Source organism: Orlajensenia leifsoniae (genome assembly GCF_004570845.1).
Lineage (GTDB): Bacteria > Actinomycetota > Actinomycetes > Actinomycetales > Microbacteriaceae > Orlajensenia > Orlajensenia leifsoniae.
Genome location: NZ_SPQZ01000003.1, coordinates 422,214 through 438,638, shown reverse-complemented (window position 1 = coordinate 438,638; position 16,425 = coordinate 422,214). Strand labels below are relative to the sequence as shown.

General features: G+C 68.2%; 17 protein-coding genes. 6 read left to right on the top strand and 11 right to left on the bottom strand.

Annotation, left to right across the window (positions count from 1 at the left end):
• Positions 1 to 54: 54 nt before the first annotated feature.
• From E4M00_RS09950 to rpmB, 5 genes are all read right to left on the bottom strand, one after another.
• A complete protein-coding gene (locus E4M00_RS09950) occupies positions 55 to 3,261 on the bottom strand; it encodes a right-handed parallel beta-helix repeat-containing protein (RefSeq protein ID WP_135120302.1) in 3,207 nt (1,068 codons plus the stop codon).
• A 243-nt stretch (positions 3,262 to 3,504) separates the two neighbouring features.
• Positions 3,505 to 3,792: an HU family DNA-binding protein gene (locus E4M00_RS09945; RefSeq protein ID WP_055823789.1), complete on the bottom strand. Its 288-nt coding sequence runs from the start codon at positions 3,790 to 3,792 to the stop codon at positions 3,505 to 3,507.
• Positions 3,793 to 4,150: 358 nt separating this feature from the next.
• Positions 4,151 to 4,456 (bottom strand): 30S ribosomal protein S14, encoded by a 306-nt coding sequence (gene rpsN, locus E4M00_RS09940; protein WP_135120301.1) that lies wholly within the window; start codon positions 4,454 to 4,456, stop codon positions 4,151 to 4,153.
• A 4-nt stretch (positions 4,457 to 4,460) separates the two neighbouring features.
• Positions 4,461 to 4,628: a 50S ribosomal protein L33 gene (gene rpmG, locus E4M00_RS09935; protein WP_021760158.1), complete on the bottom strand. Its 168-nt coding sequence runs from the start codon at positions 4,626 to 4,628 to the stop codon at positions 4,461 to 4,463.
• A complete protein-coding gene (rpmB, locus tag E4M00_RS09930; RefSeq protein WP_055823794.1) occupies positions 4,628 to 4,864 on the bottom strand; it encodes a 50S ribosomal protein L28 in 237 nt (78 codons plus the stop codon). The genes rpmG and rpmB overlap by 1 nt, the downstream gene beginning before the upstream one ends.
• 224 nt (positions 4,865 to 5,088) lie before the next feature.
• On the opposite strand from rpmB, the gene E4M00_RS09925 reads away from it, so the two are divergent.
• The gene (locus tag E4M00_RS09925; protein ID WP_135120300.1) at positions 5,089 to 6,027 is read left to right on the top strand and encodes an alpha/beta fold hydrolase; all 939 of its coding nucleotides are present in this window, start codon (positions 5,089 to 5,091) and stop codon (positions 6,025 to 6,027) included.
• A 17-nt stretch (positions 6,028 to 6,044) separates the two neighbouring features.
• Here the strand turns inward: E4M00_RS09925 and E4M00_RS09920 are convergent, their stop codons facing one another.
• A complete protein-coding gene (locus E4M00_RS09920) occupies positions 6,045 to 6,674 on the bottom strand; it encodes a hypothetical protein (RefSeq protein WP_135120299.1) in 630 nt (209 codons plus the stop codon).
• Positions 6,675 to 6,916: 242 nt separating this feature from the next.
• On the opposite strand from E4M00_RS09920, the gene gad reads away from it, so the two are divergent.
• Genes gad through E4M00_RS09905 form a run of 3 tightly spaced genes read left to right on the top strand, consistent with a single transcriptional unit; the run spans position 6,917 to position 10,395 of the window.
• On the top strand, positions 6,917 to 8,371 hold the full coding sequence (gad, locus tag E4M00_RS09915) for a glutamate decarboxylase (RefSeq protein ID WP_135120298.1): 1,455 nt from the start codon (positions 6,917 to 6,919) through the stop codon (positions 8,369 to 8,371).
• Positions 8,372 to 8,380: 9 nt separating this feature from the next.
• On the top strand, positions 8,381 to 9,997 hold the full coding sequence (gene gadC / locus E4M00_RS09910; RefSeq protein ID WP_135120297.1) for a glutamate/gamma-aminobutyrate antiporter GadC: 1,617 nt from the start codon (positions 8,381 to 8,383) through the stop codon (positions 9,995 to 9,997).
• Positions 9,994 to 10,395: an META domain-containing protein gene (locus tag E4M00_RS09905; RefSeq protein WP_240036995.1), complete on the top strand. Its 402-nt coding sequence runs from the start codon at positions 9,994 to 9,996 to the stop codon at positions 10,393 to 10,395. Before gadC ends, E4M00_RS09905 begins: the two co-directional genes overlap by 4 nt.
• Before the next feature lie 53 nt (positions 10,396 to 10,448).
• Here E4M00_RS09905 and E4M00_RS09900 read toward each other — a convergent pair whose 3' ends face one another.
• From E4M00_RS09900 to E4M00_RS09880, 5 genes are read right to left on the bottom strand one after another with little or no spacing between them, the layout of a single operon-like run.
• The gene (locus E4M00_RS09900; protein WP_135120296.1) at positions 10,449 to 10,841 is read right to left on the bottom strand and encodes a Fur family transcriptional regulator; all 393 of its coding nucleotides are present in this window, start codon (positions 10,839 to 10,841) and stop codon (positions 10,449 to 10,451) included.
• Positions 10,838 to 11,653 carry a metal ABC transporter permease gene (locus tag E4M00_RS09895; RefSeq protein WP_135120295.1) on the bottom strand — a complete coding sequence of 272 codons (816 nt, stop codon included), beginning with the start codon at positions 11,651 to 11,653 and terminating at the stop codon, positions 10,838 to 10,840. The genes E4M00_RS09900 and E4M00_RS09895 overlap by 4 nt, the downstream gene beginning before the upstream one ends.
• Positions 11,653 to 12,615, bottom strand: coding sequence for a metal ABC transporter permease (locus E4M00_RS09890; RefSeq protein ID WP_135120294.1), 963 nt, complete (start codon positions 12,613 to 12,615; stop codon positions 11,653 to 11,655). The genes E4M00_RS09895 and E4M00_RS09890 overlap by 1 nt, the downstream gene beginning before the upstream one ends.
• A complete protein-coding gene (locus tag E4M00_RS09885) occupies positions 12,615 to 13,469 on the bottom strand; it encodes a metal ABC transporter ATP-binding protein (protein WP_240036992.1) in 855 nt (284 codons plus the stop codon). Before E4M00_RS09885 ends, E4M00_RS09890 begins: the two co-directional genes overlap by 1 nt.
• Complete coding sequence (locus E4M00_RS09880; RefSeq protein WP_135120293.1) at positions 13,466 to 14,509, bottom strand: metal ABC transporter substrate-binding protein; 1,044 nt, start codon at positions 14,507 to 14,509, stop codon at positions 13,466 to 13,468. The genes E4M00_RS09885 and E4M00_RS09880 overlap by 4 nt, the downstream gene beginning before the upstream one ends.
• 174 nt (positions 14,510 to 14,683) lie before the next feature.
• On the opposite strand from E4M00_RS09880, the gene E4M00_RS09875 reads away from it, so the two are divergent.
• Together E4M00_RS09875 and E4M00_RS18250 are read left to right on the top strand one after the other, a co-directional pair.
• Entirely contained in the window at positions 14,684 to 15,670 is a 987-nt protein-coding gene (locus E4M00_RS09875) for an FKBP-type peptidyl-prolyl cis-trans isomerase (protein WP_135120292.1), read from the top strand.
• Positions 15,671 to 16,110: 440 nt separating this feature from the next.
• Positions 16,111 to 16,347, top strand: a complete 237-nt coding sequence (locus tag E4M00_RS18250) for a GNAT family N-acetyltransferase (RefSeq protein WP_135120291.1) — start codon at positions 16,111 to 16,113, stop codon at positions 16,345 to 16,347.
• Positions 16,348 to 16,425 lie beyond the last annotated feature (78 nt).

Genomic DNA, 16,425 nt, shown 5'->3' with positions numbered 1-16,425 from the left:
AGCTTCGGTCGCCCGTCGTCACCCCGAGCCCTCAGCGAATGGTGTCGCTGGCGATCAGCTGAGTCGCCTGCGGCCGACGACGACGGCGCCGATGCCCGCCAGAAGCATCATCGCTGCTGCCAGCAGTAGCGGCACAGGGTCGGAGCCGGTGCTCGACAGGCCACCGGCGGCCGCGGGATCGGCGCCCGAGTCCGACACTCCCCCAGTCCCCGGCGGCTCGGGAAGCGGCGGTCCCGGGGCAGGCGGCTCAGGAGTGGGCTCATCCACGACGACGACCCAGCTGCCCTGAGCATCGTTGTCGGTTTCGGACGCGTCGGTGTCGGTGTCGATTGTCGGCACGACGAGCGGGCTCGTCTGCTCCACGATCGGGTCGGCGAACCCGTCGCCGTCGAGGTCGACCACAACGGCTGCCGGGCCGGTGTACGCGACATTGTGCATGGTCGACTCGCCCGGAGGAGCCGTGATGATCCGAACCACGACCGTCAGGCTTGGGCCGTCTTCGCCGGACGGGAGTTCGGCAGCCGCCGTGGCTGTCGCGCCGTCGAGCATGTACCCGTCACCGGCGATCGAGACGAGCTCGACGCCGTCCGGCAGCAGTTGACTGACGGTCCAGCCGGCCGGCGCCGCCCGCGGGCCGTCGTTGTGCGGGGTCAGCGACCAGGTGACCGTGTCGCCGATGCCGAACTGTTGGTCGGAGTCCACCTCGATGCCCTCGGTCAGGGACAGGTCGATGCAGGTCATCGGGTACAGGACCGGAGCCTCGGTGAGCTCCTGCACCTGGGCCCCTCCGCCGTCGTAGTACAGGGCGCCGTCGAGGAATCCTGTGGCCCTGCAGGCCGCCCCCCAGTCGTTCGGGTCGTCGTAGTCCCGCGCATCGACGGCGACAGGACCATCGGCCACGGCCACGAGCGGAGCGATCTCCGCCGGCGTCGCGGTGTCGGCGCCCACGACTGCGTTCGGCAGGGTGACGATCGCTGTCGAGTCCGCGGGGACGCTGTTGCCCGTGAAACGGATGGGGTCTGACAGGGTGCGCCGAGCAGCCTCGTCGGAGGTGCCGTCGACCGTCCCGACACGGAGCCAGGTGCCACCACCGCGGAATGTGTTCCCCGTGATCTCAATGCCCGACGACGAGTAGGAGCCGGGTACGGCGCCGTCCTCCCAGAGGGGCGCGACGGCGATGGCGGCATCCGAGGGCGAACCGACCTGGTCGATCGTGTTCTCCGCGATCACGAGGTTGTGGGCCCCGCCGGCGGTGACGACGTCGGGCTGCCCGCTCACGGTGTTGCCGTGGATCTCGACGTCGGTCGTGCCCTGCAGCACCTGGATGCCGCTGTCATTGCCGCTCATGGTGTTGTCGTGAATGTCGACGTCGTGGCTGATCCCGTTTGCCGGCGTCGTCACGACGAGGAGCCCCACAGCCGAGTTTCCGGTGAATGTCACCCCGCTGAGGTCGAGGTTGGCGACGCTTCGCCCGTAGACGCCGTACTCGAGGAGGTTCGCCACGGTCGCGTTGGTGATGGTCGAGCCGTCGGTGGCCGAGTAGAAGAATCCGTACGAACCGGCATCGATGGACGCCGTGTCGACGTTGACGTCCTGCGACCCGTACGCGCGTAGGATCGCGGCGCCCGTCACCGACGTCGGCCCTTCGTGACCCGTCACGGTGATGTTGCGGGCATTCACCCCGACGGACTGGTGGATGACGAGGGCTGCGCCGGTGATGTCCGCCGTGACGTTCTCGATGGAGGCGTTCTCGACCCCGAGCAGGTAGACGGCGTTGGACGCGTTCGCCGCCCCGGTCACCGTGAGGTCCGAGATCGAGATGTCGACCCGATCCGAGTCGGGGTCGAAGTTGGACTGGGATCCGATGGCGTAGAGGAAGCCGGTGGCGGTCTCATCGGTGATCGTGACCCTGCCCGCGTTGACGGTGTTGATGCCGGTGCCGCCCGCCCAGGTGCCGCTGTCGAGCACGGCATCCGAGATGATCGCTCCCTGCGTCGAGCCCAGGGTGATGCCGCCGAATGCCGTGATCGTCGGTGCGCTGATCTCGGGTCCGCTGCCGGTGTTCGCCGAACTCGTGGAGATGCCGTACTGCACCCCAGAGATCGTCGGCTGCTCGATCACCACGCCCGTAGCCATGAGGGTGAGGATGCCCGTCGACTGCAGAGCGTCGGTGCCGGTGAGCTTCGGCCGCACGACCCGGGCATCCGACGTCGCCCCCAGGGAGATGCCCTCGCGGAAGGTTCCGGTCACGACGGCGTCGGTGATGGTTGGCCCGAGGCCGACGTTCGTGGTGGCGGCGCCGATCCCGCGCGCGTAGCCGCTCACAGTCGCGCCGGTGACGACGGCACCGCTGGACTTCGCCAGGTCGATCCCCGTGCCTGCGCTGCCCGGACCCGTCACGGCGAGCCCGGTCACCGTCGGCGTCGTCGCCGTGCCGAGCGAGACGCCCGTGGTGGCGGCCGCGATGGAGCCGCCGCTGATCGAGACGCCCCCGGCAGTCGACGCTGCCGTCGCCGTGACGCCCACGGCGACTCCGACGATCGACGGGTCGGTGATGGTGGCCGACCCGGTGGTGAGGTTCACCCCGTATGAGGACGCCTCCCCGTTGCCGTCCATGTCGAGTCCCTCGATCACGACATCGGTGATGCCGGCGCCCAGCTGGATGCCCGTCGGGCGCAGCACCGGGGTGGGGTTGCGCACCGTGATGTTCGAGAGCACGGCACCGCCCGTGGTCACGGTGATCACCGCCCCGGTGTTGGCTGCGCCGATGGCGACATCGTCTGCGAGAGTCAAGCCGCCGTCGCTGACGGTGAACCTGCTGTAGAGCAGGGAATCCGTCGCGGTGTCGAGCGTCACGGCCTTCGTGACCGACAACGCCCCCGTGAAGGCGTAGTCGTTCGAATCGAAGGACACGGTGTCATCGGTCGTGGCGGCATTGATGGCCGCCTGCAGAGTGAGGAGCGCGGCATCGGCGGGGCGCTCGTCTGGCGTGCCCACCCACGCCATGCGCACGGTGTTCGCGTTGCTGACGATCTCGGGCGACACCGGAGGCGGCATCTCGACGACGGTCTCGTCTGGATCAGGCGAAGGCGCGTCGACTCCTCCGGGCGTGGACGGGTCAGCCGGCGGGGGCGGGTCGCCGGTGTCGATGGTGTCCGGTGGCGATGCACCGAGGGCGCCCGCAGTCGGCAGCAGTACGAGGGCGGCTCCGAGAGCGGCGATGCCGAGCGTGGCGGCAGAGACACGTAGCGCCTGTCGCATGCCGAGCCCCCTCGTCACGGCGCGTCCGGAGAAGACACCGTGAAGCCATGGTTCCACCAGGCTGAGAATTCCTCAAGGGCGGTGGATCAGCCCGGCGTGCTCGAGCGCTTCGGGGGAAACGCAGAATCGGGGCGTCTCCCGTCGAACTTCGACAGAAGACACCCCGATTCATCGAGGGCTGCTGATCAGCTCATCTGGCTGACAGTCGGCCGGAGCCGAGCCCTCGAGGCGGTGAAGTGGAGACTACTTGGCAGCAGCCTTGAGCTTCGAACCAGCGGAGACCTTGACCGAGTAGCCGGCAGCGATCTCGATGGTGGCGCCGGTCTGCGGGTTGCGGCCGGTGCGCGCAGCGCGGTGGGTGCGCTCGACAGCGAGCCATCCCGGGATCGAGACCTTGACGTCGTTGCCGACGGACTCGGCGAGAGCGTCGAAGAAACCGCCGAGAACGCCGTCGACCGTGGCCTGGCTCTGACCCGTGGACGCAGCGATCTTTGCGACGAGCTCGGTCTTGTTAAGCGACTTGTCAGCCATTGAGTGTCCTCCTCGGACGTACATCTGCGTGCCGGCTCGATGTCGAGCCGTACAGCTTTTCGAGATGGCGGGGTGGGCGTTTCCGCCTGCCCCTTTTGGTCGGATGACCGCCTCGAATGTAACAGAGATCCGCGAGATTCCGCGGATTTCAGGCCCTTATGGGCGTTCGCGACACGCGGAATCGGTCGCATTCGCCACATTCGTCACGTCAGTCGCCCCCGGATGCGGTACATCGGGGTACATTTCGGCGCTCAGGCGGCTCCCGGCATCCGTTCCGCGGTTGACGCACTGAACGGGATGCCGACACGAAGTCGACATCCCGTCCAGGATGTTTCAGGCCATCAGGCCGAGATGGGTGTTACCAGCTCGACTTGGTGATGCCGGGCAGCTCGCCACGGTGTGCCATGTCACGGAAGCGGACGCGCGAGACGCCGAACTTCGTGAGGACACCGCGGGGGCGGCCGTCGATGGCGTCGCGGCTGCGAACGCGGATGGGCGAAGCGTTGCGGGGAAGCTTCTGCAGACCCTTGCGGGCCTCCTCGCGGGACTCGTCGGTTCCGTTGGGGTCGACGAGAGCCTTCTTCAGCTCGGCGCGCTTCGTGGCGTAGCGCGCGACGATGACCTTGCGCTGCTCGTTGCGGGCGATCTTGCTCTTCTTAGCCATATGTTTAGCGCTCCTCGCGGAAGTCGACGTGCTTGCGCACTACGGGGTCGTACTTCTTCAGCACGAGTCGATCGGGGTTGTTGCGACGGTTCTTGCGGGTCACGTAGGTGTAACCGGTGCCTGCCGTCGAACGGAGCTTGATGATGGGACGGATGTCCTGCTGCTTAGCCATTAGATCTTCACCCCACGAGCGAGAATGTCCTTGACGACGGACTCGATGCCACGGGCATCGATGACCTTGATTCCCTTGGCGCTGACGTTCAGGGTGACGCTACGGCGAAGCGACGGGACGTAGTACGTCTTGCGCTGCACGTTCGGGTCGAAACGACGCTTGGTGCGTCGGTGCGAGTGCGAGATGTTGTGACCGAAACCGGGAACGGCTCCTGTCACCTGGCACACTGCTGCCATTGTGATTCCTCCAATACCGAGGGGCGGATGCCCCTCCCAAGATCTCTTGTCGGCATGCGTTCACCCCGGGTTCTTGCGAGTCGGGGAGGCGGCATGCGAATCCAGGCGCTGAGATCACGCCTAGCCAAAGGGAGAGTCTACGCTAACGACGGCGTGTCGCGCAAAACGACGTCGATGAGCGAGTAGGGCGGCATCCGTTCCGCGTGCAGCTCCGAACTCCTCCCATGATCGCAGAGCAGACCTCGACGGCCTACGCCCCGTTCGGCCTCCTCACGCGCGCCGCCGAACTCGACCTCGAGACGCACACCGTGCACACCGCCATCGGGGAACTGAGCGTGCAGACCGGGCGACGCGATCGCACCGACGAGACGGCCACGCTCATGCTGCACGGCGCGGCAGGATCGTGGACGACCTTCTCGCCGCTGCTTCAGGCAGTCGAGCTCCGCGGCGACTCCACCCTCGACAACCTCGTGATCCCCGACATTCCGGGGTGGGGCGCCAGCCCGTTCCCCGCGGATGCCGCCCACTTCACGGTCGATCATGTGACGCGGGCGGTCGCCGCGGCGTTGCGCGGGCTCGGTTACGAACGCTGGCGGGTGGTCGGGCACTCGTTCGGAGCCACCCTCGCCCTCCACCTCGCGGCCATCGAGCCGCGGGCGACCGTGGGCCTCACCCTGGTGTCGCCCACGACGTTCGGCGTGTTCGATGCCGTGCGGCATCCGTCGGCGGCCCTCGCCACCCTCCCTGCCTACGTGGGCATGCGGCAGGCGATGCAGATGCTGGACTGGCACGAGCGCGCCGGCCGCGCCGTCGTGCGCGGGCTCGGCCGGCTGGGGTTCATGCGGGGTCTCGCCTCGCCCCTGTTCCGGCATCCGGGATTCATCGACGGATCGGTCTACGACGCCCTCGCCGAGGAGGTGCGGCCGCACGCCTTCACTCTGGCGTCGGATGCCGGAGGCGTGTACCCGGCGCAGGGCCTCTGGCCGAGAGTGACCTGCCCCGTCGTGGCTCTCAAGGGACGCCACGACGTGTTCCTCGCGCGCGACGATCTCGAACGACTCGCGGTTGTCGTGCCGCAGCTGCAGTCCCGCATCATCGACGACTGCGGACACTTCGCGCACGTGGAGCGGCCGTTCGCGGTTCTGGACGCCCTCGTCCGCTGACGGATGTCTGGTGTTGTTCAGGCGGCGCCACGACGAGACAGCAGTGCTGCCGTCAGGAAGCACACGGCTCCGACCAATGTTCCGAGATTGGCCCAGAACAGGCTGAGGTAGGTGCCCGTCTCCGGTGCGATGTAGGCGCCGACCGCAGAGACGGCGAACGCGACGGAGCCGACGGCGTTCAGCCACAGACCGTGCCACGACCGCGCGTCAGGGTCCCAGAGGCGGCCACGCCCGCGTGTAGCAACAACGGCAAGTCCACTGGAGAGCAGGAACAGGACCGACCCGATCGCATCGGGGCGCCACCCGACGCCGATCTTCTCCGGATCGGCAAGTGCACTGCGCAGGGCTTCGGCCGTGCTCACGTTGAAGAACAGCGTTCCGAGGAACTGCGAGGCGGCCGCCCACCAGTCGTAGCGGTCCACCGAATTCATGTGCCGCGGCAGTACCTTGCGCCCGCTGAGGCTGAGCTGCACGAAGGCCGCGAGGGTGAAGAAGATCGAGCCCACGAAGAAGGTGATGTTCGTGGCCACGGTGCCCACGGCCTCGGCGTACGGCGGCAACGACCCGACGAGGAAGGCGAGCGAGCCGATCGCGAATCCCCAGGCCTCGCGTCGCAGACGCGTGCTGCGAACTGGAGGACTCATCATGGCTCCCGACCCTACAGCTCGACAGAAACCTCGTGCCATCGGGGATATCCGATCCGGCCGGGTGGCCGACGTTCACCGCGCGACTGTTGACGTCTCGGTTGAAGAGAGAGTAGAACGAAACCGTACGGCTGAGATTCACTCAAAATCGCTCCACCCACCCACGCTCCACCCACCCACCTCGCCTGGCTGCCGATGGCTGGCCGTCGCTCCCTCGCGCGGACAATCCCTAGGGGGAACAGGCAATGGAAGATCTCAATTCGAACGCATCGGCCCGCGGAAGTGCCGACGCGAAGGTGCAGCCCGATGACTCGACGCACGCGTTCACCGGAATCAGCGGCCGCAACCAACTGAACCCCATCTTCGCCAGGGAGGGTGAGGCGACGGACTTCCCGCTCAATCAGCTTCCCGACTCCGAATCCCTGCCCGAGACCGCGTACCAGATCGTGCACGACGAAGCCATGCTCGACGGCAACGCCCGCCTCAACCTGGCGACGTTCGTCGGCACCTGGATGGACCCCTACGCCGCCAAGCTCTACTCCGAGTCCGCCGACAAGAACATGATCGACAAGGACGAGTACCCGCAGACCGCCGCCATCGAGACGCGCTGCTGGAAGATGATCGCCAGCCTGTGGAATGCGCCCAGCGCAGACGGGGCCATCGGCACCTCGACGATCGGCTCGTCCGAGGCGTGCATGCTCGGCGGCCTGGCGCTGAAGCGGCGCTGGCAGCAGGCCAGACGCGCCGAAGGCAAGTCGACCGAGAAGCCGAACCTCATCCTCTCGAGCGCCGTGCAGGTCTGCTGGGAGAAGTTCTGCAACTACTGGGATGTCGAGGCGCGGTACGTGCCCATCAGCGACGAGCACAAGGTCCTCGACGGCCACGACCTCGAGAAGTACGTCGACGAAAACACGATCGGCGTCGTCGCGATCATGGGCGTCACCTACACGGGCATGTACGAGCCGGTGAAGCAGATCGCCGAGGCACTCGACAAGATCCAGGCCGACACCGGGCTCGACGTGAAGATCCACGTCGACGGCGCATCTGGCGGCATGATCGCGCCCTTCCTGCAGCCCGACCTCGAGTGGGACTTCCGGGTAGAGCGCGTCGTCTCGATCAGCACGTCGGCCCACAAGTACGGCCTCGTCTACCCGGGCCTCGGCTGGGTCGTCTGGCGCACCATCGACGACCTGCCGAGCGATCTCGTCTTCGACGTCACCTACCTCGGCGGTCACATGCCGACGTTCGCGCTCAACTTCTCCCGCCCCGGTGCCCAGGTGCTGCTGCAGTACTACCTGTTCCTCCGGCTCGGCTGGGACGGCTACCGCAAGGTGCAGCAGGCGTCGCAGGACGTCGCGGTCTACCTGTCGAGCGAGATCGCGAAGATCGACGCCTTCGAGCTCTGGAACGACGGCACCGATATCCCGGTCTTCGCGTGGCAATTGAAGAAAGACCACACTGACAAGTGGAATCTCTATCACCTGTCGGAGCGCCTGCGGCTGAAGGGCTGGCTCATCCCCGCTTATCCGATGCCCGACGACATCTCGGATCTCGTCGTGCAGCGCATCGTCGTGCGCAACGGGTTGAGCCGCAACCTGGCGGAATCGCTCATGCTCGACATCCGGGAGGCCGTCGACTACCTCGACCGCCTCGAGGCCCCCATGCCGACCGAGGGCCAAGTGTCCTCGTACACTCACTAGGCGCGGATCATGACCACGACGCAGCCCGGAACGGGCACCACTGGGTCGGAACTGCCGAAGCGTGCGGACGGCACGGTCGCACCGTCGCCGGACCACGTGAAGGCGCATCCGTTCGACACGGTTCCGCACAAGCCGGCGATCGGGGCTCCGGGCGCCAGCTCTCAGAAGTTCATGTCACTGATGCAACTGGCGATCCTCACCGTCGTCGCGGTCGCCTCCCTCCGCAGCCTGCCCGCGATGGCGGGGTTCGGCCTCGGCGCGATCACGCTGTTCATCATCCCGGCGATCTTCTTCCTCGTTCCGACGGCGCTCGTCGCCGCTGAACTCGCGACAGGGTGGAAGGGCGGCATCTTCACCTGGGTGCGGCAGGCCTTCGGGGAGAAGTGGGGCTTCCAGGCGATCTGGCTGCAGTGGGTGCAGAACGTCGTCTGGTACCCGACGCAGATCGCCTTCATCGCCGCATCGCTCGCCTTCGTGTTCCTCGACCCGAACCTGGCGAACTCCGGCCTCTACACGGCGATCATCATCCTGGTGCTGTACTGGTTCTCGACCTTCATCACGTTGAAGGGCGGCAACCTGTTCGCCAAGGTCGGCTCGTGGAGCGGCCTCGCCGGCACGATCTTCCCCGGACTGCTGCTGATCATCTTCGGCATCTTCTGGGTGGCGAGCGGGCAGCCGAGCCAGATCCCGCTGACCGCGGCGTCGGTCATCCCGCCGTTCACCGGCATCGCCTCGATCGTGCTGATCGTGTCGAACGTGCTCGCCTATGCGGGCATGGAGGTGAACGCCGTGCACGCGAACGACCTGAAGAGCCCGGGCAAGCAGTACCCGAAGACGGTCCTCATCGCGTCGTTCCTGATCCTCGGCATCTTCATCGTGCCGACGATCGCGATCGGTCTCGTCGTGCCGTCCGACCAGCTCGGACTCACCACGGGGATCAACCTCGCGTTCAAGGCCTACTTCGATGCTTTCGGCGTCTCGTGGCTCACGCCGGTGCTGTCGCTCCTCATCGCCCTCGGCGCCTTCGCGTCGGTCGTGACCTGGATCGCCGGTCCGTCGCGAGGCCTTCTGGCGGCGGCACGCAGCGGGTACCTGCCCGTCTTCCTGCAGCGCCGGAACAAGGCCGGCGTGCAGGTCGGCATCCTGACCGTGCAGGGCATCGTGGTGACGTTGCTCGCCTCGCTGTTCATCTTCGTGCCGAACATCAACACGGCGTTCATCCTGCTCGTCGACATGGCTGCGGCGCTCTACCTGATCATGTACATGATGATGTTCGCCGCGGCCATCCGGCTGCGGTCGAAGCAGCCTCACGTGGTGCGCTCCTACCGGGTGCCGGCGATGACGGTCATCTCGAGCGTCGGGTTCATCGCGTGCCTCGCGGCGTTCTGCCTGGGATTCATCCCGCCCGAGGGCTTCGGCGACGGCGCTCCCGGCTGGACCTATCCGGTTCTGGTCGGCGCCATCGTGCTCGTGCTCGGCGTACCGCCGCTGATCTTCTACGCCGTGCGCAAGCCGGCCTGGGACCAGCGCACGGACGAGGAGAAGGCCACGTTCGACGACGTGCTTGTCAACCCGCCCGCTGCGGGCGACGCCGGGCCGACGGCGACCGGGAAGGCGAGCCTGTGAGCGCCAAGTTCATGACGCGCCGCCGCGGCGCGCTCATCGCCCTCGCTGTCGTGATCGGAGTCGCCATGAGCGGCTGCGCCAACGGCTCGAGCGGCGGAGGTGGCACGGATCCTGTCGGCACGTGGGCGGAGTCCACCAAGACCGATGCCCCGGAGCTCACACTCGAGGATGACGGGTCGGTTGCCGGTACCGACGGCTGCAATCAGCTGACAGGAACATGGAAGGCGGCGGATGACGGTGTCACGTTCGGGGCCTTCGCCTCGACGATGATGGCGTGCGACGGAGTCGATGCCTGGCTCGGCATGGCAACGTCGGCCACGATCGATGGCGACTCGATGGCGGTCAAGGACGAATCCGGCAAGGAGATCGGAACGCTGAAGCGCGCGAGCGACGAGTGACGCAGGGGTCGGGCGAGCTTCGGCTCGTCCGGCCCCGGCTGATCCCTCTGGGTTCAGCGAGCGGTGGCGGAGCAGGTCGCGCACAGCCCGAAGACGTCGACGACGTGGGCTGCCTCGGTGAAGCCGTGCTCCCCTGCCACCCGCTTCGCCCAGGCCTCGACCTCGTCGGCACCGATCTCCACCGTGAGCCCGCAATTGCGGCAGATGAGGTGGTGATGGTGACCCGTCGTCGTGCAAGCGCGGTACAGGCTCTCACCGTCGGGCGACTGCAGCGAGTCGGCCTCGCCCTGATCGGCGAGGTCGGAGAGGGCCCGGTAGACGGTCGCGAGTCCGATCGGAGATCCCCCGGCGTGCAGGGCCGAGTGCAGGCCCTGGGCGCTGATGAATCCGCCGGAGGTGTCCAGCGCCTCGCGCACGGCCTCGCGCTGCCAGGTATTGCGCTTCATGCTGCCTCCACTCCGGTTCTCCAGCCTATCCGCGGCATCCGTCGCACCAGCAGGGCGAGCAGGAAGAAGCCGGCCGCCACGAGCGCGATGGTGGGTCCGGCGGCGACGTCGGCCACCCGCGAGAGCACGACGCCGATGATTCCGGATGCCGCCCCGATGACGGGCGCGATCACGAACATCCAGCGCGGCGACGGGGCGACGACCCGGGCGGCGGCAGCCGGTGCCGCGATCAGGGCGATGGCGAGGATGGCACCGACGGCGGGCATGGAGGTGACGACGGTGGCCGTGATCAGCACGAGGGCGAGCAGTTCCATCGGCGACTCGCGGTAGCCGGCTGCGGCGAAGCCCCGCCGGTCGAAGGTCTGGAACACCAGCTCCTTGCCGAAGACGAGCAGCGCCAGGACGGTGACGAGCAGCACGACCGACGCCAGGACGACGTCCGAGGTGCTCACCGAGAGGATCGAGCCGACGAGGAACGACTCGATCTCGATCGGGACACCGGGATGGAGCGCCTGAAGCACGGCACCGAGGGCGAATCCGGCGGTGAGCACGATGCCTGCAGCCACCTGGGTGCCCTGGCGGCGCACGCGACCGATGAGCGCCATGATCCCGACGATCACGATGCTCGCGAGGGCGGCGCCGAGCGGGATGCTGATGCCGAGCAGAGCGGCCGCCACAGCACCGGGGAAGGTGGCGTGGGTGAGCGCCTGCGCGAAGAAGACCCGCTTGCGCAGCACGACGATGGTGCCGACGAGGCCGCTGGCGGCGCCGATGACCACCGCGGCGATCAGGGCGAGTTCGAAGTAGCCCATCAGGCGTTCACCCCCGCCGAGCCGCGGATGCCGCCCAGGTCGCTGTCGCGCACGCCGTCGCCCACGCCGTCACCCGAATCGCGCACACCCCTCACGACCCTCACATCCCGCATCCGGTCGACGCCCAGCCGGCCGAGCAGCACGACGGCGTAGAGGCACACGAGCGTCATGACGACGGTGGCTCCGGCCGGCAGGCTGATGCCGTCGTCGACCGAGACGCCGAAGCCGATGCCGAGTCCGACCCAGGCGGCGAGCGCCGTCGCCGCTGCACCCAGCGGGAACAGCAGCCAGAGGCGGCGAGTGAGCAGGCGTCCGACGGCGCCGGGCACCACGAGCACGGCGAGCACGAGCAGGTTGCCGACGGCACTCGACGCCGCGACCACCACGAGCGCGATCGAGCAGGTGAGGATGAGGTCGTTCAGCAGGGGGCGGAATCCCGACGCCTCACTCCCCCGCGCATCGAAGGCGCGGTACAGCTGCCCGGGCAGCGTTGCCGCCACGGCGACGAGGGCGACGGCGCAGAGGGCAACGGTTCGCCAGAGATCGGCATCCGTCACCGTCAGGAGACGACCGAACAGCAGGGCGTCGAGCTGGCCGGCGTAGTCGGTCTGGCGCGAGACCACCAGCACGCCGACGGAGAAGAAGCCCGTGAGCACGATCGCGATGGCGGCGTCGGAGGCGACCCCACTGCGCGTGAGCAGGGTCAGCACGACGGCGGCGACCAGAGCCGTGACGATGGCCCCGACGAACAGGCCGTCACGGCCGCCGGCGACGAAACCGATCGCGATGCCCGGGAACACGGCGTGGGTGAGGCCGTCGCTGATGAACTCGAGGCCGCGCAGGTTCACGATCACGCCGACGACGCCCGCCACGACGGCGAGCGCCAGCAGCATGCCGAGGGCGCGGGCCATGAACGGGAGTGAGAACGGCTCCACGAACCAGGAGACGAGGATGTCGCCCATCAGTGACCTTCGTGGCCGGGAACGACGAGGGTGTGCTCGTCGACCTCGACGCCCACCTCTCCGAAGGCCGCCTGCACGTTGGGCAGGGTGAGCACGTCGGCGGTGCGTCCGCAGGCCACCTGCTCGGCGTTCAGCAGCAGCACGATGTCGCAGACGTCGCGGGCGAGCTCGAGGTCGTGCGTCGAGACGATCACGGCGACGCCTCGCGTCTTCAGGAGCCGCAACGTCTCGACGAGGGCATCGCGGTTGGCCTGGTCGAGGCCGTTGAACGGCTCGTCGAGGAGAAGGAGGCGGGGTCCGGATGCGAGCGCCCGCGCGAGCAGGCCACGCTGCTGCTGTCCGCCCGACAGCTCGCCGAACCGGGCCTTCGCCCGGTGCGACAGCCCGACGGTGACGAGAGCGTCGGTCACGGCGGCGCGATCGGCGCGTCCGGGCCAGCGGAAGAAGCCGAGCGCGCGGTAGCGGCCCATCATCACGACCTGCTCGAGCGTGATGGGGAACTCGGGGTCGAGTTCGTCGCTCTGCGGGAGGTAGCCGATATCGCGCCGTGAGAGGCGGGCTGCGGCATCCGCCTGCCTGCTGGTCAGCCCGCTGCGCACCGCTCCGAACGCCTCGAACCGACCGGCCGTCACCGGGATCAGGCCGAGCAGGCCCTTCAGCAGGGTCGACTTGCCCGAGCCGTTGGGGCCGATCAGGGCGACGGCCTCGCCGGCGTGCACGTCGACGCTGACGCCGTGGATGGCCGGCGCCCCACCGTAGGAGAACGCGGCATCGCGCAACGACAGCACGGGAGCTGACGCATCCGTCACTCCCCCGGCCATCGCCGCCTGCTCCCCACCCGTCACGTCGGTCATTCCTGCAATGATGCCGGAAGTGCGGTGGGTGTCACGCCCCACGACTGCAGCAGCATGCGCACGTTGTGCAACTGTGCGGCGATGTAGGTGGCGCCGTCGCTGCCCATCGGGCCCAGCGAGTCACCGTAGAGGGCATCGTCGCCGGAGTAGACCTCGACGCCGGCCTCCTGGGCGATGGTGTTCGCCGTCTTGGGCGAGAGCGATGTCTCGGAGAACACGGCCTTCGTTCCCGTGGCCTTGATGTCGGCGACGAGCTCGTCGATCTCGGCGGCGCTGGGTTCTGCGCTGTCGTCGAAGCTCGGGATGACGCTGCCCACGTACTCGATGTCGTAGGCGTCGACGAAGTAGCTGAAGGCATCGTGGTTGCTCACGAACAGGCGCTCGGCCTCGGGCACGGTGTCGATGTTGGTGCGCGACCAGTCGTCGAGGGCCGTCAGCTTGGCGATGTAGGCGTCGGCGTTGGCGCGGAAGTCGGCCGCCTTCGCCGGGTACGAGGTGCTGAGGGCCGTCGTGATGGTCTCCACCATCTGCTCCGCGTTCTTCGGGTCCGTCCAGATGTGCGGGTTGCCCGCGGCGTGGTCGTGACCGTGGTCCTCGGCCTCGTCGGTCTCGTCTGCGTGATCGGCGTCTGCGTGGTCATCGTGGTCGGCATCCGTCTCGTCGAGCTCGATGCCGGTGCTCGCGTCGACGGTGACGCCGCTGAAGCCCGACGCCTCGACGGCGTCGTCGAGCCACTCCTCGAGGCCGGCGCCGTTCTGCACGAGGATGTCGGCCTTCGACAGTGCCATCAGGTCGGCCGCCGACGGGTCGTAGCTGTGCGCGCTCTGGTTCGGCTGGATGAGCTGGGTGACGGATGCCCCATCCCCCGCCACCTCCCGGGTGAAGTCGGCCACCTGGGTGGTCGTGGCGACGACCTTGAGCGTTCCGAGCTGCGCGCCGACGCCGCCCAGTCCGTTGTCGTCGCCGATGCAGCCGGAGAGCAGCAGGGTCGCTCCGATCGCCGTCGCGATGGCCACCGTCACTCTGCTGCGTCTCTTCACCTACCGACCGTAGCTGTTATTGATAATGATTGTCAAAACCATCTGCCACCCAGCGCTCGCCCATCCCACCGGGCCACCGCACAGGGCCATAGCGGTCTGCCAGCCACCTGCCAGCCGCCTCACCGCTGCGCCCGATAGCCTGTCGCTGCTCACGCCCTCTATCGAAAGTGACTCATGCGTCGTCGCATTGCGCCCGTTCTCGCCTCATTCGCCGCTGTGGCGCTCGTAGCCACCCTCGCGGCGTGCTCGAACGACTCGCCGACCCCGTCGTCATCGACAGCTGCTGCTGCCGCAGACGTCGACGTCTGCGCGACTCCGTCGGGCAAGGCATCCGACGCCGTGAAGGTCTCGACCGACCTCGCTGCGGAGCCCACCGCCACCTTCGACAAGGGCCTCACGTCCTCGGAGACCGAGCGCACGGTGGTCGTCAAGGGCGATGGCGACGAGCTCGAGGCCGGTGGCAGCGCCTCCGTCTCCTACGTCGTGTTCAACGGCACCAGCGGCGAGCGCATCGACGCCGCCGGGTACGACGGGGGAGTGGTCCCCACCTTCACCGCGAGCGTCGACTCGCTCATGGCCGGTCTCGCCAAGTCGATCGGATGCGTCACCGAGGGCTCGCGAGTCGTCTCGGTCATCCCGCCGGCCGATGCCTTCGGCACCACGGGCAACGCCGACCTCAAGATCGCGGCCGATGACTCCCTCGTCGTCGTCGTCGACGTGAAGGACGTCGTGCCGAGCAAGGCGTGGGGCGCCGACCAGCCCGCACCCGAGGGCCTCCCGACGGTGAAGCTCGCCAAGGACGGCACCCCCGCCGTGACGTTGCCCGAGGGCGACGCCCCCACCGAGCTGAAGATCGGCGTGCTCAAGAAGGGCGACGGCGCCGTCGTCGCCGAGGACGCCACGGTCACCGTGCAGTACCAGGGCACCAAGTGGTCGGATGGCTCCATCTTCGACCAGAGCTGGGGCCGCGGTGCGAGCTCGTTCGCCCTCTCCGGCGTCGTTCCCGGCTTCGCCCAGGCCATCGCGGGCCAGACCGTCGGCTCGCAGGTCATCGTCGTCATCCCGCCGGCACTCGGCTACGGCGAGAAGAGCGACAGCAACACGGCCGAGCTCGCGGGCGAGACCCTCGTCTTCGTGATCGACATCCTCGCGACGAGCTAGCCTCCGCCGCAGCATCCGAAGCCCCGTCGTTCCTCGGATCGGCGGGGCTTCGTCGTGCCGCCTGCTCGTGCCGATCCGCCCTCGCTATCGATTCTGAACGCCGCGCCTCGGATTCCGGGCGCGCACGGAGATTCCAGTCGCGGAGTGCGCCCGCGGGCCGCGCAACCGGCACCTACGCTGGAGCACGATGTCCATCCGCACCCCGCGCCTCCTGCTCGAGCCGTACACCGTGGGCCACGCCGAGCGGATGCTCGCCGGCGCGCCGACCGACGACGACCACTGGGCCGAGGGCTACCCGTTCGCCGACGAACTCGACGTCGCCCGCCTGTACCTGCGCATCGTGGCCGAGCACGGCGACCCGGCACCATTCGGCCCGTACTTCGTGCAGCTGCGCGCGACCGGCGAGGCGATCGGCGGCCTCGGGTTCTTCGGGCCTCCGGATGCCGCAACCGGCGTGGTCGAGTTCGGCTACGGGCTGGTCCCCGACCGTTCGCGGCGCCGGCCTGGCGACCGAGGCCGTCATCGCCGCGGTGCAGCTGGCCGCCGGGTGGGGAGCCCGCGTCGCACGGGCCGACACGACGCCGGTGAACGTGGCGTCGCAGCGCGTCATGGAGAAGGCCGGCATGACGGAGGTCGCGCGCTCGGCGGCATCCGTCGTCTACGACGTCCGGTTCTGAGTTCGCGCGGCGGTCGCCCCGCTCGGCCGCGCTACCGATTCTCGCCAGCGCGCCTCGAATTCCAGCCACGCGGCAACA

Excerpts from the sequence above, each read along its gene's own strand:
- E4M00_RS09950 (WP_135120302.1), bottom strand. The coding sequence starts at position 3,261 with ATGCGACAGGCGCTACGTGTCTCTGCCGCCACGCTCGGCATCGCCGCT.
- E4M00_RS09945 (WP_055823789.1), bottom strand. The coding sequence starts at position 3,792 with ATGGCTGACAAGTCGCTTAACAAGACCGAGCTCGTCGCAAAGATCGCT.
- rpsN (WP_135120301.1), bottom strand. The coding sequence starts at position 4,456 with ATGGCTAAGAAGAGCAAGATCGCCCGCAACGAGCAGCGCAAGGTCATC.
- rpmG (WP_021760158.1), bottom strand. The coding sequence starts at position 4,628 with ATGGCTAAGCAGCAGGACATCCGTCCCATCATCAAGCTCCGTTCGACG.
- rpmB (WP_055823794.1), bottom strand. The coding sequence starts at position 4,864 with ATGGCAGCAGTGTGCCAGGTGACAGGAGCCGTTCCCGGTTTCGGTCAC.
- E4M00_RS09925 (WP_135120300.1), top strand. The coding sequence starts at position 5,089 with ATGATCGCAGAGCAGACCTCGACGGCCTACGCCCCGTTCGGCCTCCTC.
- E4M00_RS09920 (WP_135120299.1), bottom strand. The coding sequence starts at position 6,674 with ATGATGAGTCCTCCAGTTCGCAGCACGCGTCTGCGACGCGAGGCCTGG.
- gad (WP_135120298.1), top strand. The coding sequence starts at position 6,917 with ATGGAAGATCTCAATTCGAACGCATCGGCCCGCGGAAGTGCCGACGCG.
- gadC (WP_135120297.1), top strand. The coding sequence starts at position 8,381 with ATGACCACGACGCAGCCCGGAACGGGCACCACTGGGTCGGAACTGCCG.
- E4M00_RS09900 (WP_135120296.1), bottom strand. The coding sequence starts at position 10,841 with ATGAAGCGCAATACCTGGCAGCGCGAGGCCGTGCGCGAGGCGCTGGAC.
- E4M00_RS09895 (WP_135120295.1), bottom strand. The coding sequence starts at position 11,653 with ATGGGCTACTTCGAACTCGCCCTGATCGCCGCGGTGGTCATCGGCGCC.
- E4M00_RS09890 (WP_135120294.1), bottom strand. The coding sequence starts at position 12,615 with ATGGGCGACATCCTCGTCTCCTGGTTCGTGGAGCCGTTCTCACTCCCG.
- E4M00_RS09885 (WP_240036992.1), bottom strand. The coding sequence starts at position 13,469 with ATGACCGACGTGACGGGTGGGGAGCAGGCGGCGATGGCCGGGGGAGTG.
- E4M00_RS09875 (WP_135120292.1), top strand. The coding sequence starts at position 14,684 with ATGCGTCGTCGCATTGCGCCCGTTCTCGCCTCATTCGCCGCTGTGGCG.
- E4M00_RS18250 (WP_135120291.1), top strand. The coding sequence starts at position 16,111 with ATGCCGCAACCGGCGTGGTCGAGTTCGGCTACGGGCTGGTCCCCGACC.